The organism is Cellulomonas sp. P4_H12 (assembly GCF_056400905.1).
Genome location: NZ_JBFUKJ010000004.1, coordinates 110,370 through 133,704, shown reverse-complemented (window position 1 = coordinate 133,704; position 23,335 = coordinate 110,370). Strand labels below are relative to the sequence as shown.

Sequence of the window (23,335 nt, the reverse complement as noted above, 5' to 3'; positions counted from 1 at the left end):
CTACGCAGAAGGCTAGGCGACCTCGGCCAGGACCTCGGTCAGCAGGGCGAGACCGGTCGCCGCCTCGTCGGCCGTGACCACGCACGGCGGCACCACGTGCACGCGGTTGTCCGCGAGGAAGGGCAGGAGCCCGCGGGCCAGGGCGCCGGCCTTGATCCGGCCCATCAGGGCGGCGTCGACCGGCTCGCGGGTGACCTGGTCCTTGACCAGCTCCACGGCCCAGAACACGCCGAGCCCCCGCACCTCGCCGACGAGCGGGTTCTTCTCGGCGAGCTCCGCGAGGCCCGGCCCGAGGACGTCACGGCCGATCGCGGCGGCGTGCTCGATGATGCCCTCGTCCGCCATGGCGTCGAGCGTCGCGACGATCGAGCTCATCGCCAGCGGGTGCCCCGAGTACGTGAGCCCGCCCGGGAACACCGTGTCCTCGAACGTCGCCTCGATCGCGTCGCTGAGGATCACGCCGCCCGCCGGGACGTAGCCGGAGTTGACGCCCTTGGCGAAGGTGATGAGGTCCGGGACCACGTCGAACCCGTCGAACGCGAACCACTGGCCCGTGCGGCCGAAGCCGGCCATGACCTCGTCGAGGATGAGCAGGATCCCGTAGCGGTCCGCGATCGCGCGGACACCCGCGAGGTAGCCCGGCGGCGGCACCAGCACGCCGGCGGTGCCGGGGATGGTCTCCAGCAGGATGGCCGCGACCGAGCCCGGGCCCTCGGCCTGGATGACGCGCTCGAGGTGGTGCAGGGCGCGCTCGCTCTCCTGCTCCGGCGTGGTCGCCCAGAACTCCGAGCGGTACAGGTACGGGCCGAAGTGGTGCACGTGCGCCCGCGCGAACTCGTTGGGCACGCGGCGCCAGTCCCCCGTCGCGACGACGGCCGCGCCGGTGTTGCCGTGGTACGAGCGGTACGCGGACACGATCTTGTCGCGGCCCGTGTGCAGGCGGGCCATCCGGATCGCGTTCTCGTTGGCGTCGGCGCCGCCGTTGGTGAAGAAGACGCTGCTGAACCCCTCGGGGGCGTGGCTCAGCACCTTCTGCGCCGCCCGGCCGCGCGTGAGGTTGGCCGTCGCGGGCGCGACGGTCGTGAGAGTCGCGGCCTGCTCCTGGATGGCCGCGACGACGCGCGGGTGCTGGTGGCCGATGTTCGTGTTGACCAGCTGGCTCGAGAAGTCCAGGTACCGCCGGCCGCCGTGGTCCCAGACCGTCGAGCCCAGTCCCCCGGCGATGACCATCGGGTTGAGGTGGGCCTGCGCCGACCACGAGTGGAAGACGTGGTCACGGTCGAGCCGCAGCGCGGTGGCGTCGTCGTCGGTGGTCATGGGGTGCTCCTTCGTGGTGCTGGCCCGCGCGCGGGCGCCGTTGCCGACGCCCGCGCGCGAGGGGTCACTTGCCGCCGGCCTCGAGTGTGACGTCGAGGGCCTCGAAGTCCTCGCCGGACACGTCGACTCCCTCGTCCTTGAGCTGGGCGAGCGCCTTCTCGACGTACTCGTTGGTGTACGCGTCCTTGTCCGGCTCCTGCGTGATGACCGTCGCGCCCTGGTCGTTCTTCGTCTTGAGCGCGATGTCGACGGTCTGCTTCCAGGCCTTCTCGTCGATCAGGCCGATGCCGTCCGGCGACGGCCAGATCAGCTTGTTGATCTCGTTGGTCTGCCACAGCTGGTGGCTGTTGCCCAGCTGCGAGCCCTGGGCGACGACGATGTCCCGGGCCTTCTCCGGGTTGTCCCGCGCGTAGATCCAGCCCTTGAGGCTCGCCTTGATGAACTTCACGGTCTGGTCCTGGTAGTCCTTGTCGTTCGCGAGCTTGTCGGAGTTCGCCCAGATGGCGTCCTGGAGCATCGCGGTGCCCTCGTCGTTCCAGTTGACCGCCGTGAAGTCGTCCGGCGTGTACAGCTCGCCCGTGTCGGGGTTCTCGGCCTCGAGCAGCTGCGCGTACTCGTTGTAGGTCATGGCCTGCGMGGCGTCGATGTCGCCCGCCAGGAACGCGTTCATGTCGAACTGCTGCTGGACCAGCGTGACGTCGGTGGCCGGGTCGAGGCCGGCCTTCGTCATGCCGGCGAACAGCTCGAACTCGTTGCCGTAGCCCCAGTTGCCCACCTTCTTGCCCTCGAGGTCGGCCGCGGTGGTGATGTCCTTGTCCTTGAACGCGACCTGCAGGGTCCCGGACTTCTGGAAGATCTGGGCGACGTCGGTGATGCCGGCGCCCTGCTCGCGCGACGCGAGCGCCTTGGGCACCCACGCGATCGCGTAGTCGACCGAGCCGTCGGCCAGCACCGACTGCGGCACGATGTCCGTGCCGCCCTCGACGATCTGGACGTCGAGCCCCTCGTCGACGTAGTAGCCCTGGTCGACCGCCGCGTAGTAGCCCGCGAACTGGGCCTGGGTGAACCACTGCAGCTGGAGCTTGACGGGGATCAGCACCTCCGAGCTCATCGAGGGCTCGTCGCCGGAGTCCCCGCCGTCGTCGGAGCTGCACCCGGACAGGACGAGCGCGGCGGCGACGCCGACCGCGGCCGCGCCCCACGCAGTACGCCTGGTGAGTCTCATCGTCAATCCTCTCGTTGGCTGTGCTGTGCGTGTGTTCGGCCGGCCTGGCCTCGCTGACAGGCGGACGTGCTAGCCCCCTTGGCGCCTCGCGACGGCGCGCTCCAGTGCGAGCGTCGCGAGGTAGAACACGAGCCCCAGCAGGATGGCGCCGAGGACGAAGGCCCAGGCCCGGGCGTAGGCGCTGTTCGACGCCGCCGACGTGATCCGGGAGCCGAGGCCGTTCTGCAGGCCGCCGAAGTACTCGGCGACGATGGCCGCGATCACGGCCGTCGAGGACGCGATGCGCAGGCCCGTGAACAGGTACGGCAGCGCGCCGGGGATGGTCACCGTCCGCGTGATCTGCCGGGGCGTCGCGGCGTACGCCCGGAGCAGGTCCCGGTGGACCGGCTGGACCTGCCGCAGGCCGCGCAGCGTGTTGACGAACACCGGCGCGAAGACGACGACCGAGACCACCAGCCGTCGCGGGGTCGTCGACGTGGTGCCGAACATCGTGTTCAGCGCCGGCGCCAGCGCGACGATCGGCATGACGCTCAGGGCGGCCGCCGTCGGCGACAGCAGCGTGTCCGCCATCCGGCTGCGCGCCGCCACGATCGCCGCGCCGATGGCCACCACGCTGCCGACCAGCAACCCGACCAGCACGTTCATGCCGGTGGCGAGTGCGGCCTGCCAGACCAGCGGCGCGACCAGCAGCAGCTGCTCGACGATCGCCGTCGGGCTGGGCAGCAGGTAGGGCTTGATGCCGGTGCCGACGACGACCGCCTGCCAGACGACGAGCGCGACCACGCCGAGCACGATCGGCGCGAGCCAACGACGGGCGGTCGCGGCGGTCATCGCGTGTCCACGCCGCGCKCGGTCACGGGGGCTCCGTGCAGCGCCTCCCGGACGGCGGTGACCGCCGCGAAGAACGCGGCGTCCTCGCGCAGCCCCTCGCCGCGGTCGGCGCCGAGGTCCACCGGCACGACGGCGCTGATCCGGCCCGGCCGCGGCGACATGACGACCACCCGCTGCGAGAGGAACACGGCCTCGGGGATCGAGTGCGTGACGAACACGACGGCCGCGCCGCTCTCCGCGCAGATCCGGACCAGCTCGGTCTGCATCCGCTCGCGCGTCATCTCGTCGAGCGCCCCGAAGGGCTCGTCCATGAGGAGCATGCTCGGCCGCTCCGCCAGGGCGCGGGCGATCGCGACGCGCTGCTGCATGCCGCCCGAGAGCTGGTGCGGGAAGTGGCCGGCGAAGTCGCCGAGGCCGACCAGGTCGAGCAGCTCGACCACCCGCGCCGCGCGGTCCGCCTTGCCGACGCCGTGCAGCTCGAGCGGCAGCTCCACGTTCGCGGTGACGGTGCGCCACGGGAGGAGCCCGGCCTGCTGGAACGCGATGCCGTAGTCCTGCGCCTCGCGGGCCTGCTGCGGGGTCTTGCCGAACACGGTGATGGTGCCGGACGTCGGGACGTCGAGGTCCGCGATCAGCCGCAGCAGCGTCGACTTGCCGCAGCCCGACGGCCCGATCAGCGACACGAACTCACCGTCCGCCACCGTCAGGTCGATGCCGTCCAGCGCGGTCACCGCTCCGGAGCGGGAGGAGAAGACCTTCCCGACGCCCCGAGCCTCCACGGCGCTCATCTGACCTCCGCATACCGGTAGCGGCCCAGGCCGAGCCCGAGCAGGGACACGAGCCCGGCGGCGAGCAGCCCGAGCAGCGCGGCCGCGATGATGGCGGCCCACGGCTTGGCGGGATCGCCGCTGGCCGACTGGGCGTACCCGATGATCAGCCGGCCGATGCCGCCCTTGGTGCCGGTGGACACCTCCGCGACGATCGCGCCGACCACCGCGGTGGCGGCGCCGAGCCGCAGGGCCGGCAGCAGGTACGGCACGCTGGCGGGCAGCCGGAGAGAGAGCAGCGTGCGGCTCCAGCTCGCCGCGAGGGACCGGTAGAGCTCGACCTGCGCCGCCGGCGGCGACTGGAACCCGCGCAGCGCACCGATGGTCACCGGGAAGAACGCCAGGTAGCTGGCGATGAGCGCCACCGACATCCAGCGCTGCCACTCGAGGCCGCCGAGGTGGATCCGCCCGCCCCACCCGACGACCAGCGGTGCGAGCGCGATGAGCGGCACCGTCTGGCTCAGCACCGCCCACGGCACGAGCGCGGACTCGGCGAGCTGCGACCGTTGCATGAGCGCGGCGAGCAGCAGGCCACCCACCGAGCCGAGCAGCCAGCCCGCGAGCGCGACGCGCAGCGTGAACCAGCAGGCCGCGAGCATCGCGCTCAGCACGGTCGGCGAGCCGGTGGCGGACGTCTCCGGCTGCAGGACCCGCTGCACGATCTCCCACACGTGCGGCATCGCGACGTCGTCGGTGCGCGGCAACAGGCTCGCGCCGCCGAGGTGGCCGCCGGTGTCGGGGACGACGACCTTGACCAGCTCCCACAGCACGGCGAGCAGCACCACGGCGAGCACGCCGACGACGACGCGCCGCCCGACGCTCCCCCGCCGACCGCGCACCGGGACGGGCACCGGTGCGGTGCGCTCCGGCGCCAGCGTCGTGGCGAGATCGGTCATGCGGTGGCCACGACCGGGGTCGCCAGCGCGGGGATGACGTGCTCGCCGTAGACGCGCATCGTCTCCTCCTTGTTGTCGTGCTGGAGGTAGCCGGCGAACTGCGTCACGCCGAGCTCGCGCAGGGCCTCGAGCCGCTCGACGTGCTCGCTCGCGTCGCCCAGGATGCAGAACCGCTCGACGATCTCGTCCGGCACGAAGGCCGCGTGCGTGTTCCCGGCCCGGCCGTGCTCGTTGTAGTCGTAGCCCTGCCGCCCCGCGATGTAGTCGGTCAGGGCCTTCGGCACCGACGAGTCGGTGCCGTACCGGGCGACGATGTCGGCCACGTGGTTGCCGACCATGCCGCCGAACCAGCGGCACTGCTCGCGCATGTGCCGGCGGTCGTCGCCGATGTACATCGGGGCGGCCACGCAGAACTGCACGGCGTCGGGGTCTCGGCCGGCCTGCTCAGCGGCGTCCCGCACGACCTTGGTGGTCCATGCGGCGATGTCGGGGTCGGCGAGCTGCAGGATGAACCCGTCGCCCACCTCGCCGGTGAGCTTGAGCGCGAGCGGCCCGTAGGCCGCCACCCAGATGTCGAGCGCCGAGCCGCGCGACCACGGGAAGTGCACCTTCGCGCCGTTGATCTCGACGGCCCGGTCGTTGGCCAGCTCGCGGATCACGTGCACGGCCTCGCGCAGGGTCGCCAGGTTGGACGGCTTGCCGTGCAGCGTGCGCACCGCGGAGTCGCCGCGGCCGATCCCGCAGATGGTGCGGTTGCCGTACATCTCGTTGAGCGTGGCGAACAGCGACGCGATGACCGTCCAGTCCCGCGTGGCGGGGTTGGTCACCATGGGCCCGACCATGACCTTGCGCGTGGCCGCCAGGATCGCCGAGTAGATGACGAACGGCTCCTGCCACAGCAGGTGCGAGTCGAAGGTCCACACGTGGCTGAACCCGTGGGTCTCGGCCAGGCGCGCCAGCTCGACGGTCCGAGAGGCGGGAGGGTTCGTCTGCAGGACGACGCCGAAGTCCATGGTTCGCCCTTCTACAGGAGGTACTGGGACAGGCCGCGCGGCACGTACTGGCCGTGCCCGGCGCGCCCGTGATAGCCGGACCCGTCCACCACGACCGACCCGCGGGACAGCACGACGTCGACGTGCCCGTCGATCTCGTAGCCCTCCCACGCCGAGTGGTCCATGTTCATGTGGTGCGTCTTGCCCACCCCGATCGACGTGTGCCCGGCGGGGTCGTAGACCACGACGTCGGCGTCGGCCCCCGGGGCGATCACGCCCTTCTTCCCGTACAGGCCGAACATGCGCGCCGGCGTCGTCGAGGTCAGCTCCACCCAGCGCTCGAGCGTGATCTGTCCCGTGACCACCCCCTGGAACATCAGGTCCATCCGGTGCTCGATGGAGCCGATCCCGTTCGGGATCGCGCGGAAGTCACCGACGCCCAGGTCCTTCTGGCCCTTCATGCAGAACGGACAGTGGTCGGTGCTCACCATCTGGAGGTCGTTGGTGCGCAGCGCCTGCCACATGTGCTCCTGGTGCCCCTCGGCCCGCGAGCGCAGCGGGGTCGAGCACACCCACTTGGCTCCCTCGAAGCCGGGTGCGCCCAGCTGCTCCTCGAGGCTGAGGTACAGGTACTGCGGGCACGTCTCGCCGAACACGTTCTTGCCGGCGTCGCGGGCCCACGCCAGCTGGGCGACCGCCTGCTTCGCGCTCACGTGCACCACGTACAACGGGGCGCCCGTGACGTCGGCCAGCATGATCGCGCGGTGCGTGGCCTCCTCCTCGAGCTGCCAGGCGCGCGCGATGCCGTGGTAGTACGGGTCGGTCTTGCCCTGCGCGACCAGCTGCGCGGCCAGCACGTCGATGGCCGGACCGTTCTCCGCGTGCATCATCGTCAGCAGCCCGAGGTCGGCGGCCTTCTGCATCGCCCGCAGGATCTGCGCGTCGTCGGAGTAGAAGACGCCGGGGTACGCCATGAAGAGCTTGTAGCTGGTGATCCCCTCAGCGACCAGGCCCTCCATGGCCTTGAGCGCGTCCTCGTCGACGCCGCCGATGATCTGGTGGAAGCCGTAGTCGATCGCGCAGTTGCCGGCCGCCTTCTCGTGCCACGCGCCGAGCCCGTCCATCACCCGCTCCCCCGTGCGCTGCACGGCGAAGTCGATGATCGTCGTCGTGCCGCCCCACGCCGCGGCCCGGGTGCCGGTCTCGAAGGTGTCGGAGGCGTTGGTGCCGCCGAACGGCAGCTCCATGTGGGTGTGCGCGTCGATGCCGCCCGGGATGACGTACTTGCCTGTCGCGTCGATCACCTGGTCGACGTTGGCCGCCAGGTCGAAGCCGAGCAGCGTCGATCCCGGCGACAGCACCGCGGCGACCGTCTCGCCGTCGACCAGGACGTCCGCGGCGGTGCGCCCCGTCGCGCTGACGACGGTGCCGCCCGTGATGAGGGTCTTCATCAGTCGCTCCCCTCGCTCACGGCGCCACGATCGGGCCGTAGGCGTCGGGCCGGCGGTCACGGAAGAACTGCCACCGCTCGCGGACGACGCGGATCTGGTCCAGGTCGAGGTCGCGGATGATCAGCTGGTTCTCGGTCGACGAGCCCACCTCGCCGACGTAGTTGCCGTCGGGACCCACCGCGTACGACGAGCCGTAGAAGTTGACGGCCTGGTCGCCGTACTCGTTGTCCTCGAGCCCGACACGGTTGTTGGCGACGACGAAGTAGCCGTTGGCCACGGCCGCAGCGGGCTGCTCGATCTCCCACAGCTTGTTGGAGATGCCGGGCGCCGTGGCGTTCGGGTTGAACACGATCTCGGCGCCGTTGAGCGCGAGCACCCGCCACCCCTCCGGGAAGTGCCGGTCGTAGCAGATGTTCACGCCGATCTTGCCGACGGCCGTCTCGAAGACCGGGTACCCGAGGTTGCCGGGCCGGAAGTAGAACTTCTCCCAGAACTTGGGCAGGTTCGGGATGTGGTGCTTGCGGTACTTGCCCAGGTAGCTGCCGTCGGCGTCGATCACCGCCGCGGTGTTGTACAGGACGCCGGGCTGCTCCTCCTCGTACACCGGGAGCACGATGACGATGCCGAGCTCCTTGGCCAGCGCGGCGAACCGCTCCGTCGTCGGGCCCGGCACGGACTCCGCGTAGTCGTAGTAGGCGGTGTCCTGCGTGATCCCGAAGTACGGGCCGTAGAAGAGCTCCTGGAACGCGATGACCTGCGCACCCTGCGAGGCGGCCTCCCGGGTCCAGGCCTCGTGGAGCGCGGTCATCGACTCCTTGTCGCCCGTCCAGGTGGCCTGGGTGAACGCGACGCGTACGACGGTCATAGGGCTCCTCCGCATCTCATCTCGACCGGCCTCGGAGCCCTACGCGGCGCCTGAGTGCCCGTTCTTGGCACCGTAGCCTGGAATGTGACTGTCGGGGTTGAACATTTCTGCGGCGTTACGCCCCGTTACCTCGGCGCGAACATCGACGGCGCTCACGTAAACACTGGTGCACAGAGCCGCACCCGCCCGGACGGCCGGGCGCCGACGGGCATCCTGGCCCGCATGGACCTCGCGCCGTACGTCGACGACCGCAGCCCGCGCGGGATCGCCGCGACGGTGGCGCGCCTGGTCCGGGGCGGTGACCTGCGGCCGGGCGACCGCCTGCCCACGGTCCGCACCCTCGCCGCCGAGCTCGGGGTCAGCCCCGCGACGGTGAGCGGCGCGTGGCAGGCGCTCGCCGCCGTCGGCATCGTCATCTCCCGCGGCCGGGCCGGCACCATCGTGCTGCCGCCCCCGGCGAGCTGGTTGCCGCCGCGTTACCGCGACCTGGCCGGCGGCGCCCCCGCGCGCCTCGACCTCTCGACCGGCACCCCGGACCCCGAGCTCCTCCCGCTGATCGGCCCGGCGCTCGCCCGGGTCGCGCTGCAGCGGCCCGCCGCCGACACGGGCGCGTACCTGGCCGCGCCCGTCGTCCCCGCCCTCGAGGAGCTGCTGCGGGAGTCGTGGCCCTTCGCCCCCCAACGGATCACGGTCGTCGACGGTGCCCTCGACGCGATCAGCCGCGTCCTGGAGCGCGCGGCGGGCTACGGCTCGCGCGTGGCCGTCGAGCACCCCGGCTTCCCGCCGCTGTTCGACCTGCTGGACCAGCTGGGTCTCGAGCGCGTGCCGGTCACGCTCGACCGCCAGGGCCTGCGCCCCGACGAGCTCGACCGGGCGCTCGAGGGTGGTGCCCGCGTGGTCGTCCTGCAGCCGCGTGCCCACAACCCGACCGGCGTCAGCATGACGTCGACGCGTGCGCGCGAGCTCGCCGCGATCCTGCGCCGGCGCGACGCGCTCGTCGTCGAGGACGACCACTCCGGCGAGATAGCGTCGGCGCGCGACGTCAGCCTCGGCGCCCTCCTGCCGGACCGGGTGGTCCACGTCCGCTCGTACTCGAAGTCGCACGGCCCCGACCTGCGCATCGCCGCCGTCGGAGGACCCGCCGCGGTCCTCGACGGGCTCGTGGCCCGCCGCATGCTCGGCCCGGGCTGGACCAGCCGGCTGCTGCAGCACGTCCTGGTCGACCTGCTCACCGACGGCGCCGCCATCGAGGCCGTCGCCCACGCGCGCCGCGTCTACTTCGCGCGCCGGCGCGCCCTGCGGGAGGCCCTGGCCGCCCAGCACATCGCGCTCGAGCCGGGCGACGGCATCAACCTCTGGCTCCCGGTCCATGACGAGCGGACCGCCCTGGTCCGGCTCGAGGCCGCCGGCATCCGCGTCGCCCCCGGCACGCCGTTCTCGGCCACGCTCCACGACGACGACGGCGTCGAGACCAGCGCGCACGTCCGGGTCACCGTCGGCCTCCTCGCTGCCGAGGTCGACGAGGTCGCCCGCGCCCTCGCCCTGGCCGCGGCGAGCTGACGCTCCCCCACGCGAGCTGGGCGTGACCCGAAGCCGCCGCCGCGCGACCCGGCGCCGGCGCCCTCCCGCCCGTCGCCGGCGCCATGTCCTCGCCAGGGCGCCCGGTACACCGGGCGCCCTCGACACCACCGGGCGCCGTCGGCGGGCTCGGCCGGCCGGCCCACCTGCGCGCCGGGCGCTCCCGCCGGAGCCTCCGCTTGCAGACCTCCCAGGTCACAGGCCTACTCTGTGCGCGGAACCCGACCGGATGTGGTCGGGTCGCGCCGCCCGGTCGTGGGCGGCCCTCCGGAGGTGCGACGTGCACCCCAACCCCCCGCGCGAGCGACCCGCCGCCGCGCGCACCAGCTGACCGGAGCCCCGCATCCCCATGCACAGAACTCGGATCCTCGTCGCGGCCGTCGCGACCATGTGGGCACTCGCCGCCTGCGCTGCCCAGAGCGCGCCGGAGGCCCCGACGACGCCCACCGCGAGCGCGACGACCTTCGCCCCCGTGACCCTCGACAACTGCGGCACGACGGTCACCGTCGACGCGCCGCCGACGAAGGTCGTCACCATCAAGTCGACGGCGACCGAGATGCTGCTCGCGCTCGGCCTGCAGGACGTCATGATCGGCACGGCGTTCGCGGACGGCCCGGTGCCGGCCGACCAGAAGGCGGCGTACGACCAGATCCCCGTCGTGTCCGACAAGGTGCCGGGCCAGGAGGCGCTGCTCGCCCTCGAGCCGGACTTCGTCTACGGCGGCTGGGAGTCGAACTTCTCGGCCGACGGCGTCGGCGACCGCGCCGGCCTGCAGGACCTCGGCATCGGCACGTACGTGTCGCCCGCGGCGTGCAAGGAGGACGGCTACATGCCGGACCCGCTGACGTTCGACAAGGTCGACGACGAGATCCGCGAGGTGGCCGGCATCTTCGGCGTGCAGGACCGGGCGGAGGAGCTGATCGCGGAGCAGAAGGCCACGCTGGCGAGCGCCACGAAGCCGAGCAGCGAGACCACCGCCCTCTGGTACAGCTCCGGCTCCGACACCCCGTACGTGGGGGCCGGCATCGGTGCGCCGCAGATGATCATGGACGCCGCGGGGCTCACCAACATCTTCGCCGACGTCCACGACACCTGGACGTCCGCAGGCTGGGAGCAGGTGGTCGCGGCCGATCCCGACGTGATCGTGCTCGTCGACGCCACCTGGAACACCGCCGCGAAGAAGATCGAGATGCTCGAGGCCAACCCGGCGACCAACCAGCTCACGGCCGTCAAGGAGCACCGCTACCTGACCATCCCGTTCCCGGCGTCCGAGGCCGGCGTGCGCAACGCCGACGCGGTGAAGTCGCTCGACGACCAGCTCGCCGCGCTGGGGTGAAGGGCCGGACACCACTGGCGCTGCTGGTCGTCGCGGGGCTGGCAGCGCTCATCGTGACGATCCTGGTGGCCGTCACCATCGGGCCCGCCGACCTCAGCGTGGCGGAGGTCGCGCGGAGCATCGGCGGGCACCTCGGGCTGCCGGTGCAACCCGTGCCGCGCCTGCACGACGCCATCGTCTGGGACCTGCGGCTCCCCCGGGTCCTCACGGCCGCCGCCGTGGGCGCGGGGCTGGCCCTCGCGGGCGCCGTGATGCAGAGCCTGACCCGCAACCCGTTGGCCGACCCGTACCTGCTCGGCCTCTCGTCGGGTGCGTCGCTCGGCGCCGTCGCGGTGCTGGTGGTGGGCGTGAGCGTCCTGCTGCCCGTCGCGGCGTTCGCCGGGGCGCTGCTCGCGCTCKTCGCCACCCTCGCGCTCGCCCGCACCGGCGGGGCCCTCGCGCCGGGTCGGACCGTGCTGGCCGGGCTCGCCGTCTCGCAGCTCGCCGCGGCCGGGACCAGCTTCGTCATCTTCTGGACGGCCACCGGCGACTCGTACCGCGAGATCCTCAACTGGCTGCTCGGCTCCCTGGCGGGTGCGACGTGGGGGTCGGTCGCGATCGCGGGGACGGCGGTGCTCGTCGTCGGCGCGGTCCTGCTCCTGAGCGCCACGCGGCTCGACGCGTTCGCCTTCGGGGACACGTCGGCGGCCGCGCTCGGCATCGACGTCGACCGCACGCGCTGGACGCTGATGACGGTGGTCGCGCTGCTCACGGGCGCGATGGTCGCGGTGAGCGGCGCCATCGGCTTCGTCGGCCTGATCCTGCCGCACGCCGTCTCGTCGCTGACCGGGCCGGCGCACCGCCGGCTCCTGCCGGTCGCCGCGCTCAGCGGTGCGGTCTTCCTGGTCTGGGCGGACACGCTCGCGCGCACGCTGTTCGACCCGCGCGAGCTGCCCGTCGGCATCGTCACGGCACTCATCGGCGTCCCGGTGTTCGCCTATCTGCTGCGGCGCGGGAAGGGGTCGGCGTGGACCTGACCCTCGACGGCGTCGGCACCCGCCTGGGCGGACGGTGGGTGGTGGACGGCATCGACGCGACTCCGCCCGCCGGCCACCTGACCGGCCTGCTCGGCCCCAACGGAGCCGGCAAGACCACGCTCCTGCGGCTGATCGCCGGCCTGCTCCCGCCGGAGAAGGGCGCCGTCCTGGTCGAGGACACGCCCGTGCACCACCTGCCGCGCAAGGGTCGGGCGCAGCGGATCGCCCTGCTCGAGCAGGAGTCGACGAGCACGGTGCCCCTGACGGTCCGCGAGGTCGTCGCGCTCGGCCGCATCCCGTACCGGAGCCTCTGGGGCACCGATCCCGACGAGGCCGCCACCGACCGCGCCCTGGTCGCCGCGCAGGCCGACCACCTCGCCGACCGCCCCTGGTCCTCCCTGTCGGGCGGCGAGCGGCAGCGCGTCCAGATCGCCCGCGCGCTCGCGCAGGAGCCGGACCTGCTGCTGCTCGACGAGCCCACCAACCACCTCGACGTCAGCGCGCAGCTCAGCCTGCTCGCGTTCGTCCGGGACCTGGGCACGACCACCGTCGCCGCCCTGCACGACCTCAACCTCGCGGCCGCGTTCTGCGAGCACGTGCTCGTGCTCTCCGGCGGGCACCTCGCCGCGGCGGGACACCCGCGCGACGTGCTGGTGCCCGACCTGCTGCGCCGCGTCTACGGCGTCGAGGCCGACGTGCTCACCCACCCCCGGACCGGCCGTCCGGTGATCGCGTTCCACGAACCGTCCAGGGAGAACCGATGAAGATCACCGTCCTGTCCGGAGGCGTCGGCGGGGCGCGCTTCACGCGCGGCCTGCGCGAGCTGCCCGGAGCCGAGATCACGGTGATCGCCAACACCGGTGACGACATGTGGCTGCACGGCGTCCGGGTGTGCCCGGACCTCGACACCCTGATGTACACCCTCGGCGGCGCGGTGCACGAGGACCAGGGCTGGGGACGTCGCGACGAGTCCCGGCGCGTGAGCGACGACCTGCAGGCCTACGGACTCGGCTGGGAGTGGTTCACGCTCGGCGACCTCGACCTGGCGACGCACCTGGCCCGCACCGAGCTGCTCCGGGGTGGGCTGCCGCTCTCGGCCGTGACTGCGCGGCTGGCCGAGCGCTGGAGGCCGGGCGTCACGCTGCTGCCGATGACCGACGACGAGGTCGAGACGCACGTGGTGGTCGAGGACGGCCGCACGATCCACTTCGAGGAGTGGTGGGTCCGGCACCGTGCCGCGCTGCCCGCGCGCCGGTTCGTGCAGACGAACGTCGAGACGGCCCGGCCCGCGCCCGGCGTGCTCGCCGCGATCGCCGGCGCCGACGTCGTCGTGATCCCGCCGTCGAACCCCGTGGTCTCCGTCGGCACCATCCTGGCCATCCCCGGTGTGCGCGAGGCGCTGCGCACCACGGCCGCGCCGGTGGTCGGGATCAGCCCGGTCATCGGCGGGGCTCCGGTGCGGGGCATGGCCGACGCCTGCCTCGCGGCGATCGGCGTCGAGACGACCGCGCTCGCCGTGGCGCAGCACTACGGCAGGCGGCCCGACGGGATCCTCGACGCGTGGCTGGTCGACGAGCGCGACGCCGACGCGGTCGCGTCGCTGCGGGCGGCGGGGTTCGAGGCGCGCGCGGTCGACACCCTCATGACCGACGTGCCGACGACCGCCCGCATCGCCGCGGACGCGCTGGCCCTGGTCTAGGAGCCCAGCGGCTGGGGCACCCGCGACGCCGTGACGACGCGGTGCACGAAGTCGAGCTTGCGGGCGACGGGCGCCGAGATGGTGAACGGGTACAGGTCGTGCTTGCCCATGGCGCGGTTGACCCGGTTGAGGAACGTCGACACCGGCAGCCAGTCGGCCAGGACCTCGTCCATGGTGGCGTCGGCGTAGCTGGTGCGCGGGCGGACCTCGCCGTCGGCGATCTGCGGGACGCCCTCGACCTGGACGGTCAGCCGACCGCCCGCCGCCGTCTGCAGGGTGCCCGTGAGGTGCAGGTAGTGCGCGAAGCACTCCGCAAAGTCCTCCCAGGGGTGCATCGTCGCGTACTCGGAGATGAAGCTCTCGGCCCAGTCCCGCGGTGCACCCGTGCGGTAGTGGCGGGCGATCGCGTCGCGGTACGACGCGCGCTCGTCGCCGAAGATCGTCCGGCACTCGTCGATCCAGCCCGTCTGCTCGACCAGGATCCACTCGTAGTAGTGCCCGACCTCGTGCCGGAAGTGGCCGAGCATCGTGCGGTACGGCTCGCCCAGGCTGATCCGCAGCGCCTCGCGGTGCGCGTCGAGCGACTCCGCCAGGTCGATCGTGACGATCCCGTTCGCGTGCCCGATCGTGACTCGTGCGCCGTTCGACCGCGACGAGAGCAGGTCGAAGCCGAGCCCGCCGGGTCGCTCGTACCAGGGCGTCACCGGCAGCCCGAGGTCGGCGAGCTGGACGAGCAGCCGGCGCTCGTCGCCCGAGGCGGTCGCCAGCTTCTCCAGCGCCAGGGTGTCGTCGTTGTCGGGTCGCGTGCGGATCAGCCGGCACGCGAGGCAGCGGCCGGACCCCGAGTCGGCGGCGGCGAGCCAGTTGCAGCCCCAGCTCCGGTTCGCGCACGGGAACCACCAGGTGCCCTCGATGTCGGTGCCCTGCTCGGGCGCCGGCCGCATGGTGAGCGTCGGCGGGTGCAGCCCCATCTGCAGCCCGCAGGCGTCGCACGCGGTGGTCTCGACGAACGCGACGCTCGCGCAGCGCGGGCAGCGGTAGAGGAGCACGCGCCGACGCTAGCCCACGGGGTCCCGGTCGAGGCCCAGGACGGCGCGCGTCGCGGGACCGACGCCCAGCCGCTGGACCTCGGCCAGGTCGTCGGCGACGTCGACGTCGCGCCGCGCGGTCGACGCGGCCGGCACCGCCAGCCGGACGTGCCCGGCACGCTCGTGCGCGGCGGCCGACCCGGCACCGAACCGCGGGTCCAACGCCAGACCCGGCAGTGCGGTGAGCACGGTCGTGCCGGTCCCGTCGGCGTCGGCGACGACGGCGCGGTCGTGCACGGCGGCCATGCTCAGCGCGTCCGACAGGTCCGAGGCCCGCAGCGCCGGCAGGTCGCCCAGCAGCACGGCGACGCCGACGTCCCCCCGGCTCGCGCGCTCGATGCCCGCGCGGACGGCCGCGTTCAGACCGCCGCGGGGATCGTCCACCAGCTCCACGGACTCGCCGAGCAGGTCGCGCAACGGTCCGTCGTCCGTCACCACCACCACGCGCTCGACCCCGTCGGCGGCCGCGGCGGCGACGATCGTGTCGAGCGCCATCGCCCGCACCAACCGCTCCCTCGAGGCAGCGGACAGCGTCCCGGCCAGCCGCGTCTTCCCGTCGGCGGCCGGCTTCACGGGTACCACGACGACCCATCGCACGGGCGCATCCTCCCCCACTCGCGAGAGGATGCCTGCATGACGCTCTGGCTCACCGGCGACCCGACCGCCGACCAGCTCCTGACCGACGACCCGTTCGCGCTGCTCATCGGCATGCTCCTCGACCAGCAGTACCCGATGGAGGCAGCGTTCGCCGGTCCCGCCAAGATCGCCGCCCGCATGGGCGGCCTCGACGTGCACCGCATCGCGGAGGCCGACCCGGAGACGTTCGCCACGCTGTGCTCCACGCCCCCGGCCGTGCACCGCTACCCCGGCTCGATGGCCGGTCGCATCCAGGGCGTCGCCACCGCCCTGGTCGAGCAGTACGACGGCGACGTCACGCGGCTGTGGACCGACGGCGATCCCGACGGTGCCACGGTGCTGAAGCGGCTCAAGGCGCTGCCCGGCTTCGGGGACCAGAAGGCCCGCATCTTTCTGGCGCTCCTGGGCAAGCAGCGCGGCGTGCAGCCCGCGGGCTGGGCCGAGGCGGCCGGCGCCTACGGCGAGCCAGGGGCGCGCCGGTCGATCGCTGACGTGACCGACGCGGTGTCGATGTCCGAGGTCCGGGCCACCAAGCAGGCGGCCAAGGCGGCCGTGAAGGCTACTGCTGGCCCCTGAGCGCGTCCTTCCAGCCCTGCGAGTACGCCTCGGCGCTGCCCTGCTGGAACATGTCCTCGTCGCCGAGCCGCACGAGCACACGCGCCCCCGGACCGTCGTCGTCGGTCACCAGGTGCCCGAGCCCGCGGACGACCGCCAGCGGCCTGCCCTCGGCCTTGCCCTTGACCAGCTCGCCGGCGGACGCGATCTCGTCGGCCACGGCCGCCTGCGTCATGACCAGCGGGCGGCCGAACGTGTCCACCTGACCGCGCAGGTCGTCCAGCACCACCAGCCCGGCGGCGCCGATCGCGATGTCGGTGACGCCCTGCCGCCAGGGCCGTCCGGCGGTGTCCGTGATGACGACGCCGATCCGCACCCCGAACACGGCCGAGAGGCCGGCGCGAAGGCGCCGCGCCGAGGCGTCCGGGTCGACCGGCAGCAGCAGCACGGTCCCCTCGGGGGTGTTCGAGGCGTCCACACCGGCAGCGGCCATGACCAGCCCGAGCCGGTTCTCGACGATCCGCGTCACGCCGGTCGAGTGCTCGCGGGTGGCGACGACGCGCACGGTCTCGTCCGTGATGGCCTGCTCGCGGTCGTCAGCGGACACCACGCGGCCCTCGGCCTTGGAGACCACCTTCGAGGTGAGCACGAGGACGTCGCCGTCGACGGGCGGGTCGGCACGCAGCAGGTTGGCCAGCAGGGCCACCAGGTCGTCGCCCGGCGCGATCTCCGGCAGCCCGTCCGGCGCCCAGATGCGCAGCTCGGAGGTCATCGCACCAGCTTCGGGAGCACGTCCGCCCCGAACGTCTCGATCCACTCGCGCTGGTTGCGCCCGACGTTGTGCAGGTAGATGCGGTCGAACCCGAGGTCCACGTACTTCTGGATCTCGGCGCGGTGCACGTCGGGGTCCGCCGAGATGACCATGCGGCCGTCGAAGTCCTCGGGGCGCACCAGCTTGGCCATCTGCTCGAAGTCGAACGGCGAGCGGATGTCGGCCTTGGGGAACTTCATCCCGCCGTTGGGCCACTCGTGCATGGCGTTCGCGAGCGCGACCTCGTCGGTCTCGGCCCAGGACAGGTGCAGCTGCAGCACCTTCGGCATCGACGCCGGGTCCTTGCCGGCCTCGCGGGCGCCCTCGTCGAACTTGCCGAACAGCCCGGAGATCTTCTCGAGCGGCGCCCCGACCGTGATGAGCCCGTCCGCGAGCCGGCCGGCGCGCTTGGCGGTCACGGGCCCGGCGGTCGCGACGAGGATCTCGGGCGCGACCTCCGGCATGGTCCACAGGCGCGTCGACTCGAGCTTGTAGAACTGCCCGGCGTGCTTGACGTCCTTGCCCGCGATCGACGACGAGAAGAGCTTCTTGATGATCTCGATGGCCTCGAACATGCGGTTGATGCGCTCGGGCGCCTCGGGCCAGTAGCCGGCGACGATGTGCTCGTTGAGCGCCTCGCCCGAGCCCAGGCCGAGCCAGTGCCGGCCGGGGTACATCGCGGCCAGCGTCGCCGACGCCTGCGCGACCATCGCCGGGTGCCAGCGGAAGGTCGGCGCCGTGACGCCGGGGCCGATGTCGCCCGTCGTCCGCTCGCCGAGCGCCGTCAGCACGTTCCAGACGAACGCCGCCTGCCCCTGCGCCGGCACCCACGGCTGGTAGTGGTCGGCCGCCATGACGCCGGAGAACCCGTGGGCCTCCGCGTGGGCGGACAGGTCGACCGCCTCGGTGGGGTGGAACTGCTCGAGCATCGCCGCGTACCCGACCGTGAGGCCGTCCGCCGTGACCTGTGCCATCAAAGCTCCTGTCGAACGGGGTCCGCGGTGCTCCGCGAGGTCATCCCCTCCCTCAGCCTAAGCGCGGACAGCGACCGGGAGCGCGGGCAACGGCTGGCGGTAGAGCCAGTCGTCGAGCATCGGGCCGAGGGACAGGCCCGCCACCTCGCTCGCCGTCGCGACGAACAGCTCGGTGCTCACCGACCCGTGCCGGAACCGGGCGGTCCACGTGCGCAGGACGTCGAAGAACACCGCGTCGCCCACCGTGAGGCGCAGCGCGTGCAGGGTCAGGGCGCCGCGCTTGTACAGCCGGTCGTCGAACATGGCGTGCGGGCCGGGATCCCCGATCACCAGGTCCTGCGGCAGCCCCGACAGCCGGATCCAGGTGGCCCGGGCGTGCCGTTCGGCCGTCCACCCGCCCGCCTCCTGCGACCACAGCCACTCGGCGTAGCAGGCGAAGCCCTCGTGCAACCAGATGTCCTTCCACCGCGAGACGGTCAGGCTGTTGCCGAACCACTGGTGGGCGAGCTCGTGCGCCACCAGCCGCTCCGACCCTCGCCGCCCGTCCATGTGGTTGGCGCCGAAGACGGACAAGCCCTGCGCCTCGAGCGGGATCTCCAGGTCGTCGTCGGTGACCACGACGGTGTACCCGCCGAACGGGTAGGGACCGAACCGGTCCTCGAAGAGGGCGAGCATCTGGGGCTGGCGCGCCAGGTCGTGCAGGGCGGCAGCGCGGAGCCGGGGCGGGACGAGCACGTCACCGCCGGAGAACGCCCGCGCGTACCGCCCGATCTGCACCGTGGCCAGGTAGGGCGCCATGGGCTCGGGTTGCTCGTAGACCCACCGGACCCGTCCGGCGCGCGGGGTGCGCGAGACCAGCCGGCCGTTGGCGACGACCTCGTAGCCGGCCTCGGCGCTGATCGCGATGCCGAACGTCGCCTTGTCGGCGGGGCTGTCGTGGCAGGGGAACCAGCTGGGTGCGCCGTCGGGCTGGCCGGCCACGATGACGCCGTCCTCCAGCTCCTCCCACCCGACCTCCCCCCACGGCCCGCGCACGGGTCCGGGCTGCCCGGCGTACTGCACCTCGACCACGAGGGCCGTGCCCGCGGGCACCTCCCGCCCCAGGCGGACGACCAGGTGACCGTTGCGGTGCGTCCACCGGTCGGGCCGTCGTCCGCCGACGAGCACGTGGGACACCCGCAGCCCGCGCAGCTCGAGCAGCACCTTGTCGAGGGGCCGCAGGGCGCGCGCGTGCACGAGCGCGCGGCCTGCCAGCCGGTTGGTGGCCACCCGGTACTCGAGCTCGAGCTCGTACCGGTCGACGGCGATGCCACCGTCGGGCCTCCCCGGCAGGTACGGGTCCTCCGGCGGGCTGCTCACGCGGGGGCCACCGGATTACCGGTCCACCGCGAGCCGGCGGGGATCGCGTCGCCGCGCAGCACGAGCGACGCCGGCCCCACGCGCGACCCGTCGTCCAGGCTCGCCGCGGGCAGCACCACCCCGTGCGGACCGAGGCTCGCCCCGCGTCCCAGCACCACCGTGTCCATGCTCATCACCCGATCATGGAACAGGTGCGTCTGCAGGACGCAGCCGCGGTTGACCGTTGCGGAGTCGCCCAGCGTGACCAGGTCGGCCTCCGGMAGCCAGTACGTCTCGCACCACACCCCGCGGCCGATGTGCGCGCCCAGGCTCCGCAGCCACACGGTGAGGGCGGGCGACCCGATGGTCGCGGGCCCCATCCACGGCACGGCGACGGACTCGAGGAACGTGTCCGCCAGCTCGTTGCGCCAGACGAACGAGCTCCACAGAGGGTGGTCGCCCGCGCGGAGCCGCCCGACCAGCAGCCACTTGGCCGCGGTCGCCAGCGCGCAGGCCAGGGCGGCTGCCAGCAGGACGACGAGGGGTGAGACGAGCGCCGCCGCGCCGAGGCCCCAGCGGTCCAACGCCGCCTGCAGGGCGAGCAGCACGAGCACCCCGAGCCCGAACGTGCAGATCACGGGCACGATCCTGCACAGCTCGACCAGTGCGCGGGCCACGCGCAGGCGCGTCGACGGCTCGAACGTGCGGGCGTCGTCGGCCTCGCCCGACACCCGCCGCAGCCTCACCGGGGGCGAGCCCAGCCAGCTGGTGCCGGCGCGGGCGTCCTCGGGCGTCGCGGACAGCACCGCCACGAGCCCCCGCTTCGGCACCGCTCGGCCCGGCGCGATCATCCCCGAGTTGCCCAGGAACGCCCGCTTGCCCACCTTGCTCCGCTCGACGCGCAGCCACCCGTGCCCCAGCTCGTACGAGCCGATGAGGGTGTCGTCGGCGAGGAACGCGCCGTCGCCCACGGAGGTCATCGACGGGATCATCAGCGCGGTGGACGCCTCGACGTCGCGACCGATGTCCGCGCCGAGCGCCCGGAGCCACGCCGGCGTGGCCGTGCTCGAGTACAGCGGGAACAGCGTCGTACGGGCGTCGTCCATGAGCCGCAGGGTCGCCCAGATCTGCCAGCCGGTCCGGCTGCGCACCGCGTGGTAGCCCTCGCGCATGCCGATGGCGAGCAGCCGCACCGCGACCAGGGTGACGACCGCGAGGACGACGACCATCGTGATCGCGCCCGCCGGCACCGCGCGCAGGGCGTCGACGGCCGCGTCCTGCCAGGTGGCCGAGTCCCGCAGCCCGAGACCGACCACGAGCAGCCCGCACGCGGCGGCGACCACCGGCAGGGCCGCGAGCGCGGCGGCGGTCGCCCCGTACATGGCGACCCAGCGCCGGCTGCGCGGGGCGCGGTCGCGCGGCCAGTGCCGGCGCGCAGGTCCGTCGAACGTCGCCGGCGAGCCCACCCACAGCTCCCCCGGCGGCACCGAGGTCAGCACGGCCGAGCCCGGCGCCACCTCCGACCAGGCGCCGACGCGCGTGCCCGGCGCCAGCGTGCTGCGCGTCCCGACGGTCGCGCGCTTGTCGATGCGCACGCGCCCCACGCGCAGCACGTCGCCGTCGATCCAGTGCCCGCGGAGGTCCACCTCGGGCTCGACCGCGCACCCGTTGCCCAGCGTGAGCAGACCCGTGACCGGCGGCACCGCGTGCAGGTCGACGTTCTTGCCCACCGTCGCGCCGAGCGCCCGCGCGTACTCGGCGACCCACGGCGCGCACGACAGGTTCTCGGCGCCGGCCGCCGCGGCCCACGACTCGGTGAACCAGAGCCGCAGGTGCATCGACCCGCCCCGCGGGTACCGACCGGGCGCGATCCCGCCCAGCAGCGCCCGCGCGACCAGAACGGTGGTCCCCATCCGGCCGAGCGGACTGATGAGCACCAGCCAGCCGAGCGCGACCCACCACCACACGCCCGGCACGACGGGCACCCACGGCGCCGCGGTCGTCGCGACGAGCACGGCGTCGGCCGCGAGCAGCCACGTGAGCCAGCGCAGCCCGACGAGCGTCGCCAGCGGGATCGCGAGCACCGTCTGCAGCACCTGTGCCCGCAGCGGCGTCGGGGTGACGACGCGCTCGTCGGCCGCGACCGGCGCGTCGAACTCGTCGAGCCGCGCCGCCAGGTCGCCGAGGCGCGGGTAGTCGTACACGTCGGCGACCGTCACCGTGGGGAACCGGGCGCGCAGCGCGCTGACCAGCTGCGCGGCCACGAGGCTGCCGCCGCCGGACGCGAAGAAGTCCTCGTCGGGTCCGGCCACCGCGACGCCGAGCGCGGCGGTCCAGCGTTCGGCCACCCACGCGCCGGTCGGGGTGAGCCCGACCGCCGGTGCGGCCTCCTCGTCGGGCCGCTCGAGGGGCCAGGGCAGCGCGTCGCGGTCGACCTTGCCGGACCCGCGCGTGGGGATCGCATCGACCGGCGCGAGGAGCGGGACCAGGGCCGCCGGCAGGCTCGCGGTGAGGCGTCGCCGAGACTCGGCCAGGTCCAGCACGACGCCCTGCTCCGGCACCACGTACCCGACGAGCACCGCGGTGCCGGCGGGCGTGCGTCGGACCGCCGCCGCCGCACCGGCCACGCCCGGCAGGCCGAGCAGCGCGGAGTCGACCTCGCCCAGCTCGATCCGGCGGCCGCCCACCTTGACCTGGTCGTCGGCCCGTCCGACGAACAGCAGGCCGTCGGCCTCGTAGCGGACCAGGTCGCCGCTGCGGTAGGCCCGTGCCCAGCCCAGCTCCTCGGCGGCCGCGTACTTCTCCGCGTCCTTGACGGGGTCCAGGTACCGCGCGAGCCCGACGCCACCGATGATCAGCTCGCCGACGCCGCCCTCCTCGACCTGCTGCCCGTCGGGCCCGACGACGGCCAGGTCCCAGCCGTCGAGCGCGTGCCCGATGCGCACGGGCCCCTCGCCGGTGAGCAGCGCGGCGCACGCCACGACGGTGGCCTCGGTCGGGCCGTAGGTGTTCCAGACCTCGCGCCCGTCCCCCACCAGGCGCGCCGCGAGCTCGGGCGGGCACGCCTCGCCGCCGAAGATGAGCAGGCGCACGCCGCTCAGCTCTTCGCCGCGCCACAGGCCCGCGAGGGTGGGGACGGTCGAGATGACGGTGATGCCCTGCGCCACGAGCCACGGCCCGAGGTCCATGCCGGTGCGCACCAGGGCGCGCGGCGCGGGCACCAGGCAGGCGCCGTGCGCCCAGGCCAGCCACATCTCCTCGCAGCTCGCGTCGAACGCCACGGACAGGCCGGCGAGCACCCGGTCGCCCGGGCCGAGCGGCGCGTCGCGCAGGAACAACCGGGCCTCGGCGTCGACGAACGCCGCGGCCGAGCGGTGCGTGACGGCCACTCCCTTGGGCGCACCCGTCGAGCCGCTGGTGAAGATGATCCAGGCGTCGTCCTCGAGCCCCGGACGTCGCGGGGACGCCGACCTCGTCGTCTCGAGGTCGCCCTCCGTCAGCACGCGCGCCACGCTGGCCTCGCGGAACACCGTCCGCGCGCGCTCGTCGGGATCGTCCACGTCCACCGGCACGTACGCCGCGCCGGCGGCCAGCACCGCCAGGATCGCCGTGTAGAGCTCGGCCGTCCCCGACGGGATCCGCACCCCGACCCGGTCGCCCGGGCCGATCCCTGCCGCCGTCAGGCCGGCCGCACCGGCGGCCACCGCCTCCGCCAGCTCGCGGTAGCTCAGGGTCGCGCTGCCGTCGTCGATCGCTGGGGCGTCCGGGTGCGCCGCGACCGTCGCGTCGAGCACGTCCAGCAGCGTGCGCGGGGGCGCAGCGAGGTGCGACCGGAGGAAGCCCTCGGGGGCCATCGCCAAGCCTCCCCGTCGCTCCGTGTGCCGTTGGTCCACCGATCAT

20 protein-coding genes are annotated in these 23,335 nt (G+C 73.4%); 6 read left to right on the top strand and 14 right to left on the bottom strand.

All coding sequences use genetic code 11. From position 1 onward, the window contains the following. Window positions 1-12: 12 nt before the first annotated feature. The 8 genes from AC1DQC_RS04035 to AC1DQC_RS04000 form a co-directional block, all read right to left on the bottom strand. Window positions 13-1,317, bottom strand: coding sequence for an aminotransferase class III-fold pyridoxal phosphate-dependent enzyme (locus tag AC1DQC_RS04035; RefSeq protein WP_477049927.1), 1,305 nt, complete (start codon window positions 1,315-1,317; stop codon window positions 13-15). 64 nt (window positions 1,318-1,381) lie between these two features. Then, a complete protein-coding gene (locus tag AC1DQC_RS04030) occupies window positions 1,382-2,542 on the bottom strand; it encodes an ABC transporter substrate-binding protein (protein ID WP_477049926.1) in 1,161 nt (386 codons plus the stop codon). Between the two features lie 69 nt (window positions 2,543-2,611). Next, entirely contained in the window at window positions 2,612-3,373 is a 762-nt protein-coding gene (locus tag AC1DQC_RS04025; protein ID WP_477049925.1) for an ABC transporter permease, read from the bottom strand. Continuing rightward, window positions 3,370-4,161 (bottom strand): ABC transporter ATP-binding protein, encoded by a 792-nt coding sequence (locus AC1DQC_RS04020; RefSeq protein ID WP_477049924.1) that lies wholly within the window; start codon window positions 4,159-4,161, stop codon window positions 3,370-3,372. The genes AC1DQC_RS04025 and AC1DQC_RS04020 overlap by 4 nt, the downstream gene beginning before the upstream one ends. Continuing rightward, window positions 4,158-5,096 carry an ABC transporter permease gene (locus AC1DQC_RS04015; RefSeq protein WP_477049923.1) on the bottom strand — a complete coding sequence of 313 codons (939 nt, stop codon included), beginning with the start codon at window positions 5,094-5,096 and terminating at the stop codon, window positions 4,158-4,160. Before AC1DQC_RS04015 ends, AC1DQC_RS04020 begins: the two co-directional genes overlap by 4 nt. Continuing rightward, window positions 5,093-6,109, bottom strand: a complete 1,017-nt coding sequence (locus tag AC1DQC_RS04010) for a TIGR03842 family LLM class F420-dependent oxidoreductase (protein WP_477049922.1) — start codon at window positions 6,107-6,109, stop codon at window positions 5,093-5,095. The genes AC1DQC_RS04015 and AC1DQC_RS04010 overlap by 4 nt, the downstream gene beginning before the upstream one ends. Before the next feature lie 11 nt (window positions 6,110-6,120). Further along, on the bottom strand, window positions 6,121-7,542 hold the full coding sequence (gene hydA, locus AC1DQC_RS04005) for a dihydropyrimidinase (protein ID WP_477049947.1): 1,422 nt from the start codon (window positions 7,540-7,542) through the stop codon (window positions 6,121-6,123). A gap of 13 nt (window positions 7,543-7,555) precedes the next feature. Then, entirely contained in the window at window positions 7,556-8,404 is an 849-nt protein-coding gene (locus AC1DQC_RS04000; protein ID WP_477049921.1) for a nitrilase-related carbon-nitrogen hydrolase, read from the bottom strand. Window positions 8,405-8,626: 222 nt separating this feature from the next. Between AC1DQC_RS04000 and AC1DQC_RS03995 the strand changes: the two genes are divergently transcribed. The 5 genes from AC1DQC_RS03995 to cofD all read left to right on the top strand — a co-directional run bounded on the left by AC1DQC_RS03995 (window position 8,627) and on the right by cofD (window position 14,033). Continuing rightward, window positions 8,627-9,964, top strand: coding sequence for an aminotransferase-like domain-containing protein (locus AC1DQC_RS03995; RefSeq protein WP_477049920.1), 1,338 nt, complete (start codon window positions 8,627-8,629; stop codon window positions 9,962-9,964). A 367-nt stretch (window positions 9,965-10,331) separates the two neighbouring features. Then, window positions 10,332-11,318 (top strand): putative F420-0 ABC transporter substrate-binding protein, encoded by a 987-nt coding sequence (locus AC1DQC_RS03990; RefSeq protein WP_477049919.1) that lies wholly within the window; start codon window positions 10,332-10,334, stop codon window positions 11,316-11,318. Further along, a complete protein-coding gene (locus AC1DQC_RS03985; protein WP_477049918.1) occupies window positions 11,315-12,334 on the top strand; it encodes a putative F420-0 ABC transporter permease subunit in 1,020 nt (339 codons plus the stop codon). Before AC1DQC_RS03990 ends, AC1DQC_RS03985 begins: the two co-directional genes overlap by 4 nt. Continuing rightward, window positions 12,325-13,098 carry a putative F420-0 ABC transporter ATP-binding protein gene (locus tag AC1DQC_RS03980; protein WP_477049917.1) on the top strand — a complete coding sequence of 258 codons (774 nt, stop codon included), beginning with the start codon at window positions 12,325-12,327 and terminating at the stop codon, window positions 13,096-13,098. Before AC1DQC_RS03985 ends, AC1DQC_RS03980 begins: the two co-directional genes overlap by 10 nt. After that, window positions 13,095-14,033: a 2-phospho-L-lactate transferase gene (gene cofD / locus AC1DQC_RS03975; protein ID WP_477049916.1), complete on the top strand. Its 939-nt coding sequence runs from the start codon at window positions 13,095-13,097 to the stop codon at window positions 14,031-14,033. Before AC1DQC_RS03980 ends, cofD begins: the two co-directional genes overlap by 4 nt. Here cofD and AC1DQC_RS03970 read toward each other — a convergent pair. Together AC1DQC_RS03970 and cofC are read right to left on the bottom strand one after the other, a co-directional pair. Next, window positions 14,030-15,082 carry a zinc-binding metallopeptidase family protein gene (locus AC1DQC_RS03970; protein ID WP_477049915.1) on the bottom strand — a complete coding sequence of 351 codons (1,053 nt, stop codon included), beginning with the start codon at window positions 15,080-15,082 and terminating at the stop codon, window positions 14,030-14,032. The two genes, cofD and AC1DQC_RS03970, sit on opposite strands and share 4 nt — an antisense overlap. A 9-nt stretch (window positions 15,083-15,091) precedes the next feature. Then, window positions 15,092-15,718, bottom strand: coding sequence for a 2-phospho-L-lactate guanylyltransferase (gene cofC / locus AC1DQC_RS03965; protein WP_477049914.1), 627 nt, complete (start codon window positions 15,716-15,718; stop codon window positions 15,092-15,094). Between the two features lie 36 nt (window positions 15,719-15,754). Here cofC and AC1DQC_RS03960 point away from each other — a divergent pair, with 36 nt between their 5' ends. Then, a complete protein-coding gene (locus AC1DQC_RS03960; RefSeq protein ID WP_477049913.1) occupies window positions 15,755-16,333 on the top strand; it encodes an HhH-GPD-type base excision DNA repair protein in 579 nt (192 codons plus the stop codon). Here the strand turns inward: AC1DQC_RS03960 and AC1DQC_RS03955 are convergent. From AC1DQC_RS03955 to AC1DQC_RS03940, 4 genes are read right to left on the bottom strand one after another with little or no spacing between them, the layout of a single operon-like run. Next, on the bottom strand, window positions 16,317-17,084 hold the full coding sequence (locus AC1DQC_RS03955; protein ID WP_477049912.1) for a coenzyme F420-0:L-glutamate ligase: 768 nt from the start codon (window positions 17,082-17,084) through the stop codon (window positions 16,317-16,319). The two genes, AC1DQC_RS03960 and AC1DQC_RS03955, sit on opposite strands and share 17 nt — an antisense overlap. Further along, window positions 17,081-18,097, bottom strand: coding sequence for a TIGR03557 family F420-dependent LLM class oxidoreductase (locus AC1DQC_RS03950; protein ID WP_477049911.1), 1,017 nt, complete (start codon window positions 18,095-18,097; stop codon window positions 17,081-17,083). The genes AC1DQC_RS03955 and AC1DQC_RS03950 overlap by 4 nt, the downstream gene beginning before the upstream one ends. A gap of 57 nt (window positions 18,098-18,154) precedes the next feature. After that, complete coding sequence (locus AC1DQC_RS03945; RefSeq protein WP_477049910.1) at window positions 18,155-19,456, bottom strand: M1 family metallopeptidase; 1,302 nt, start codon at window positions 19,454-19,456, stop codon at window positions 18,155-18,157. Further along, window positions 19,453-23,289, bottom strand: a complete 3,837-nt coding sequence (locus AC1DQC_RS03940; RefSeq protein WP_477049909.1) for a Pls/PosA family non-ribosomal peptide synthetase — start codon at window positions 23,287-23,289, stop codon at window positions 19,453-19,455. Before AC1DQC_RS03940 ends, AC1DQC_RS03945 begins: the two co-directional genes overlap by 4 nt. Window positions 23,290-23,335: the final 46 nt, after the last annotated feature.

Coding starts and splice junctions, on each gene's coding strand:
- cofD (WP_477049916.1), top strand. CDS start 13,095: ATGAAGATCACCGTCCTGTCCGGAGGCGTCGGCGGGGCGCGCTTCACG.
- AC1DQC_RS04000 (WP_477049921.1), bottom strand. CDS start 8,404: ATGACCGTCGTACGCGTCGCGTTCACCCAGGCCACCTGGACGGGCGAC.
- AC1DQC_RS04015 (WP_477049923.1), bottom strand. CDS start 5,096: ATGACCGATCTCGCCACGACGCTGGCGCCGGAGCGCACCGCACCGGTG.
- AC1DQC_RS03995 (WP_477049920.1), top strand. CDS start 8,627: ATGGACCTCGCGCCGTACGTCGACGACCGCAGCCCGCGCGGGATCGCC.
- AC1DQC_RS03990 (WP_477049919.1), top strand. CDS start 10,332: ATGCACAGAACTCGGATCCTCGTCGCGGCCGTCGCGACCATGTGGGCA.
- AC1DQC_RS03950 (WP_477049911.1), bottom strand. CDS start 18,097: ATGGCACAGGTCACGGCGGACGGCCTCACGGTCGGGTACGCGGCGATG.
- AC1DQC_RS04025 (WP_477049925.1), bottom strand. CDS start 3,373: ATGACCGCCGCGACCGCCCGTCGTTGGCTCGCGCCGATCGTGCTCGGC.
- AC1DQC_RS03960 (WP_477049913.1), top strand. CDS start 15,755: ATGACGCTCTGGCTCACCGGCGACCCGACCGCCGACCAGCTCCTGACC.
- AC1DQC_RS03955 (WP_477049912.1), bottom strand. CDS start 17,084: ATGACCTCCGAGCTGCGCATCTGGGCGCCGGACGGGCTGCCGGAGATC.
- AC1DQC_RS04010 (WP_477049922.1), bottom strand. CDS start 6,109: ATGGACTTCGGCGTCGTCCTGCAGACGAACCCTCCCGCCTCTCGGACC.
- AC1DQC_RS04035 (WP_477049927.1), bottom strand. CDS start 1,317: ATGACCACCGACGACGACGCCACCGCGCTGCGGCTCGACCGTGACCAC.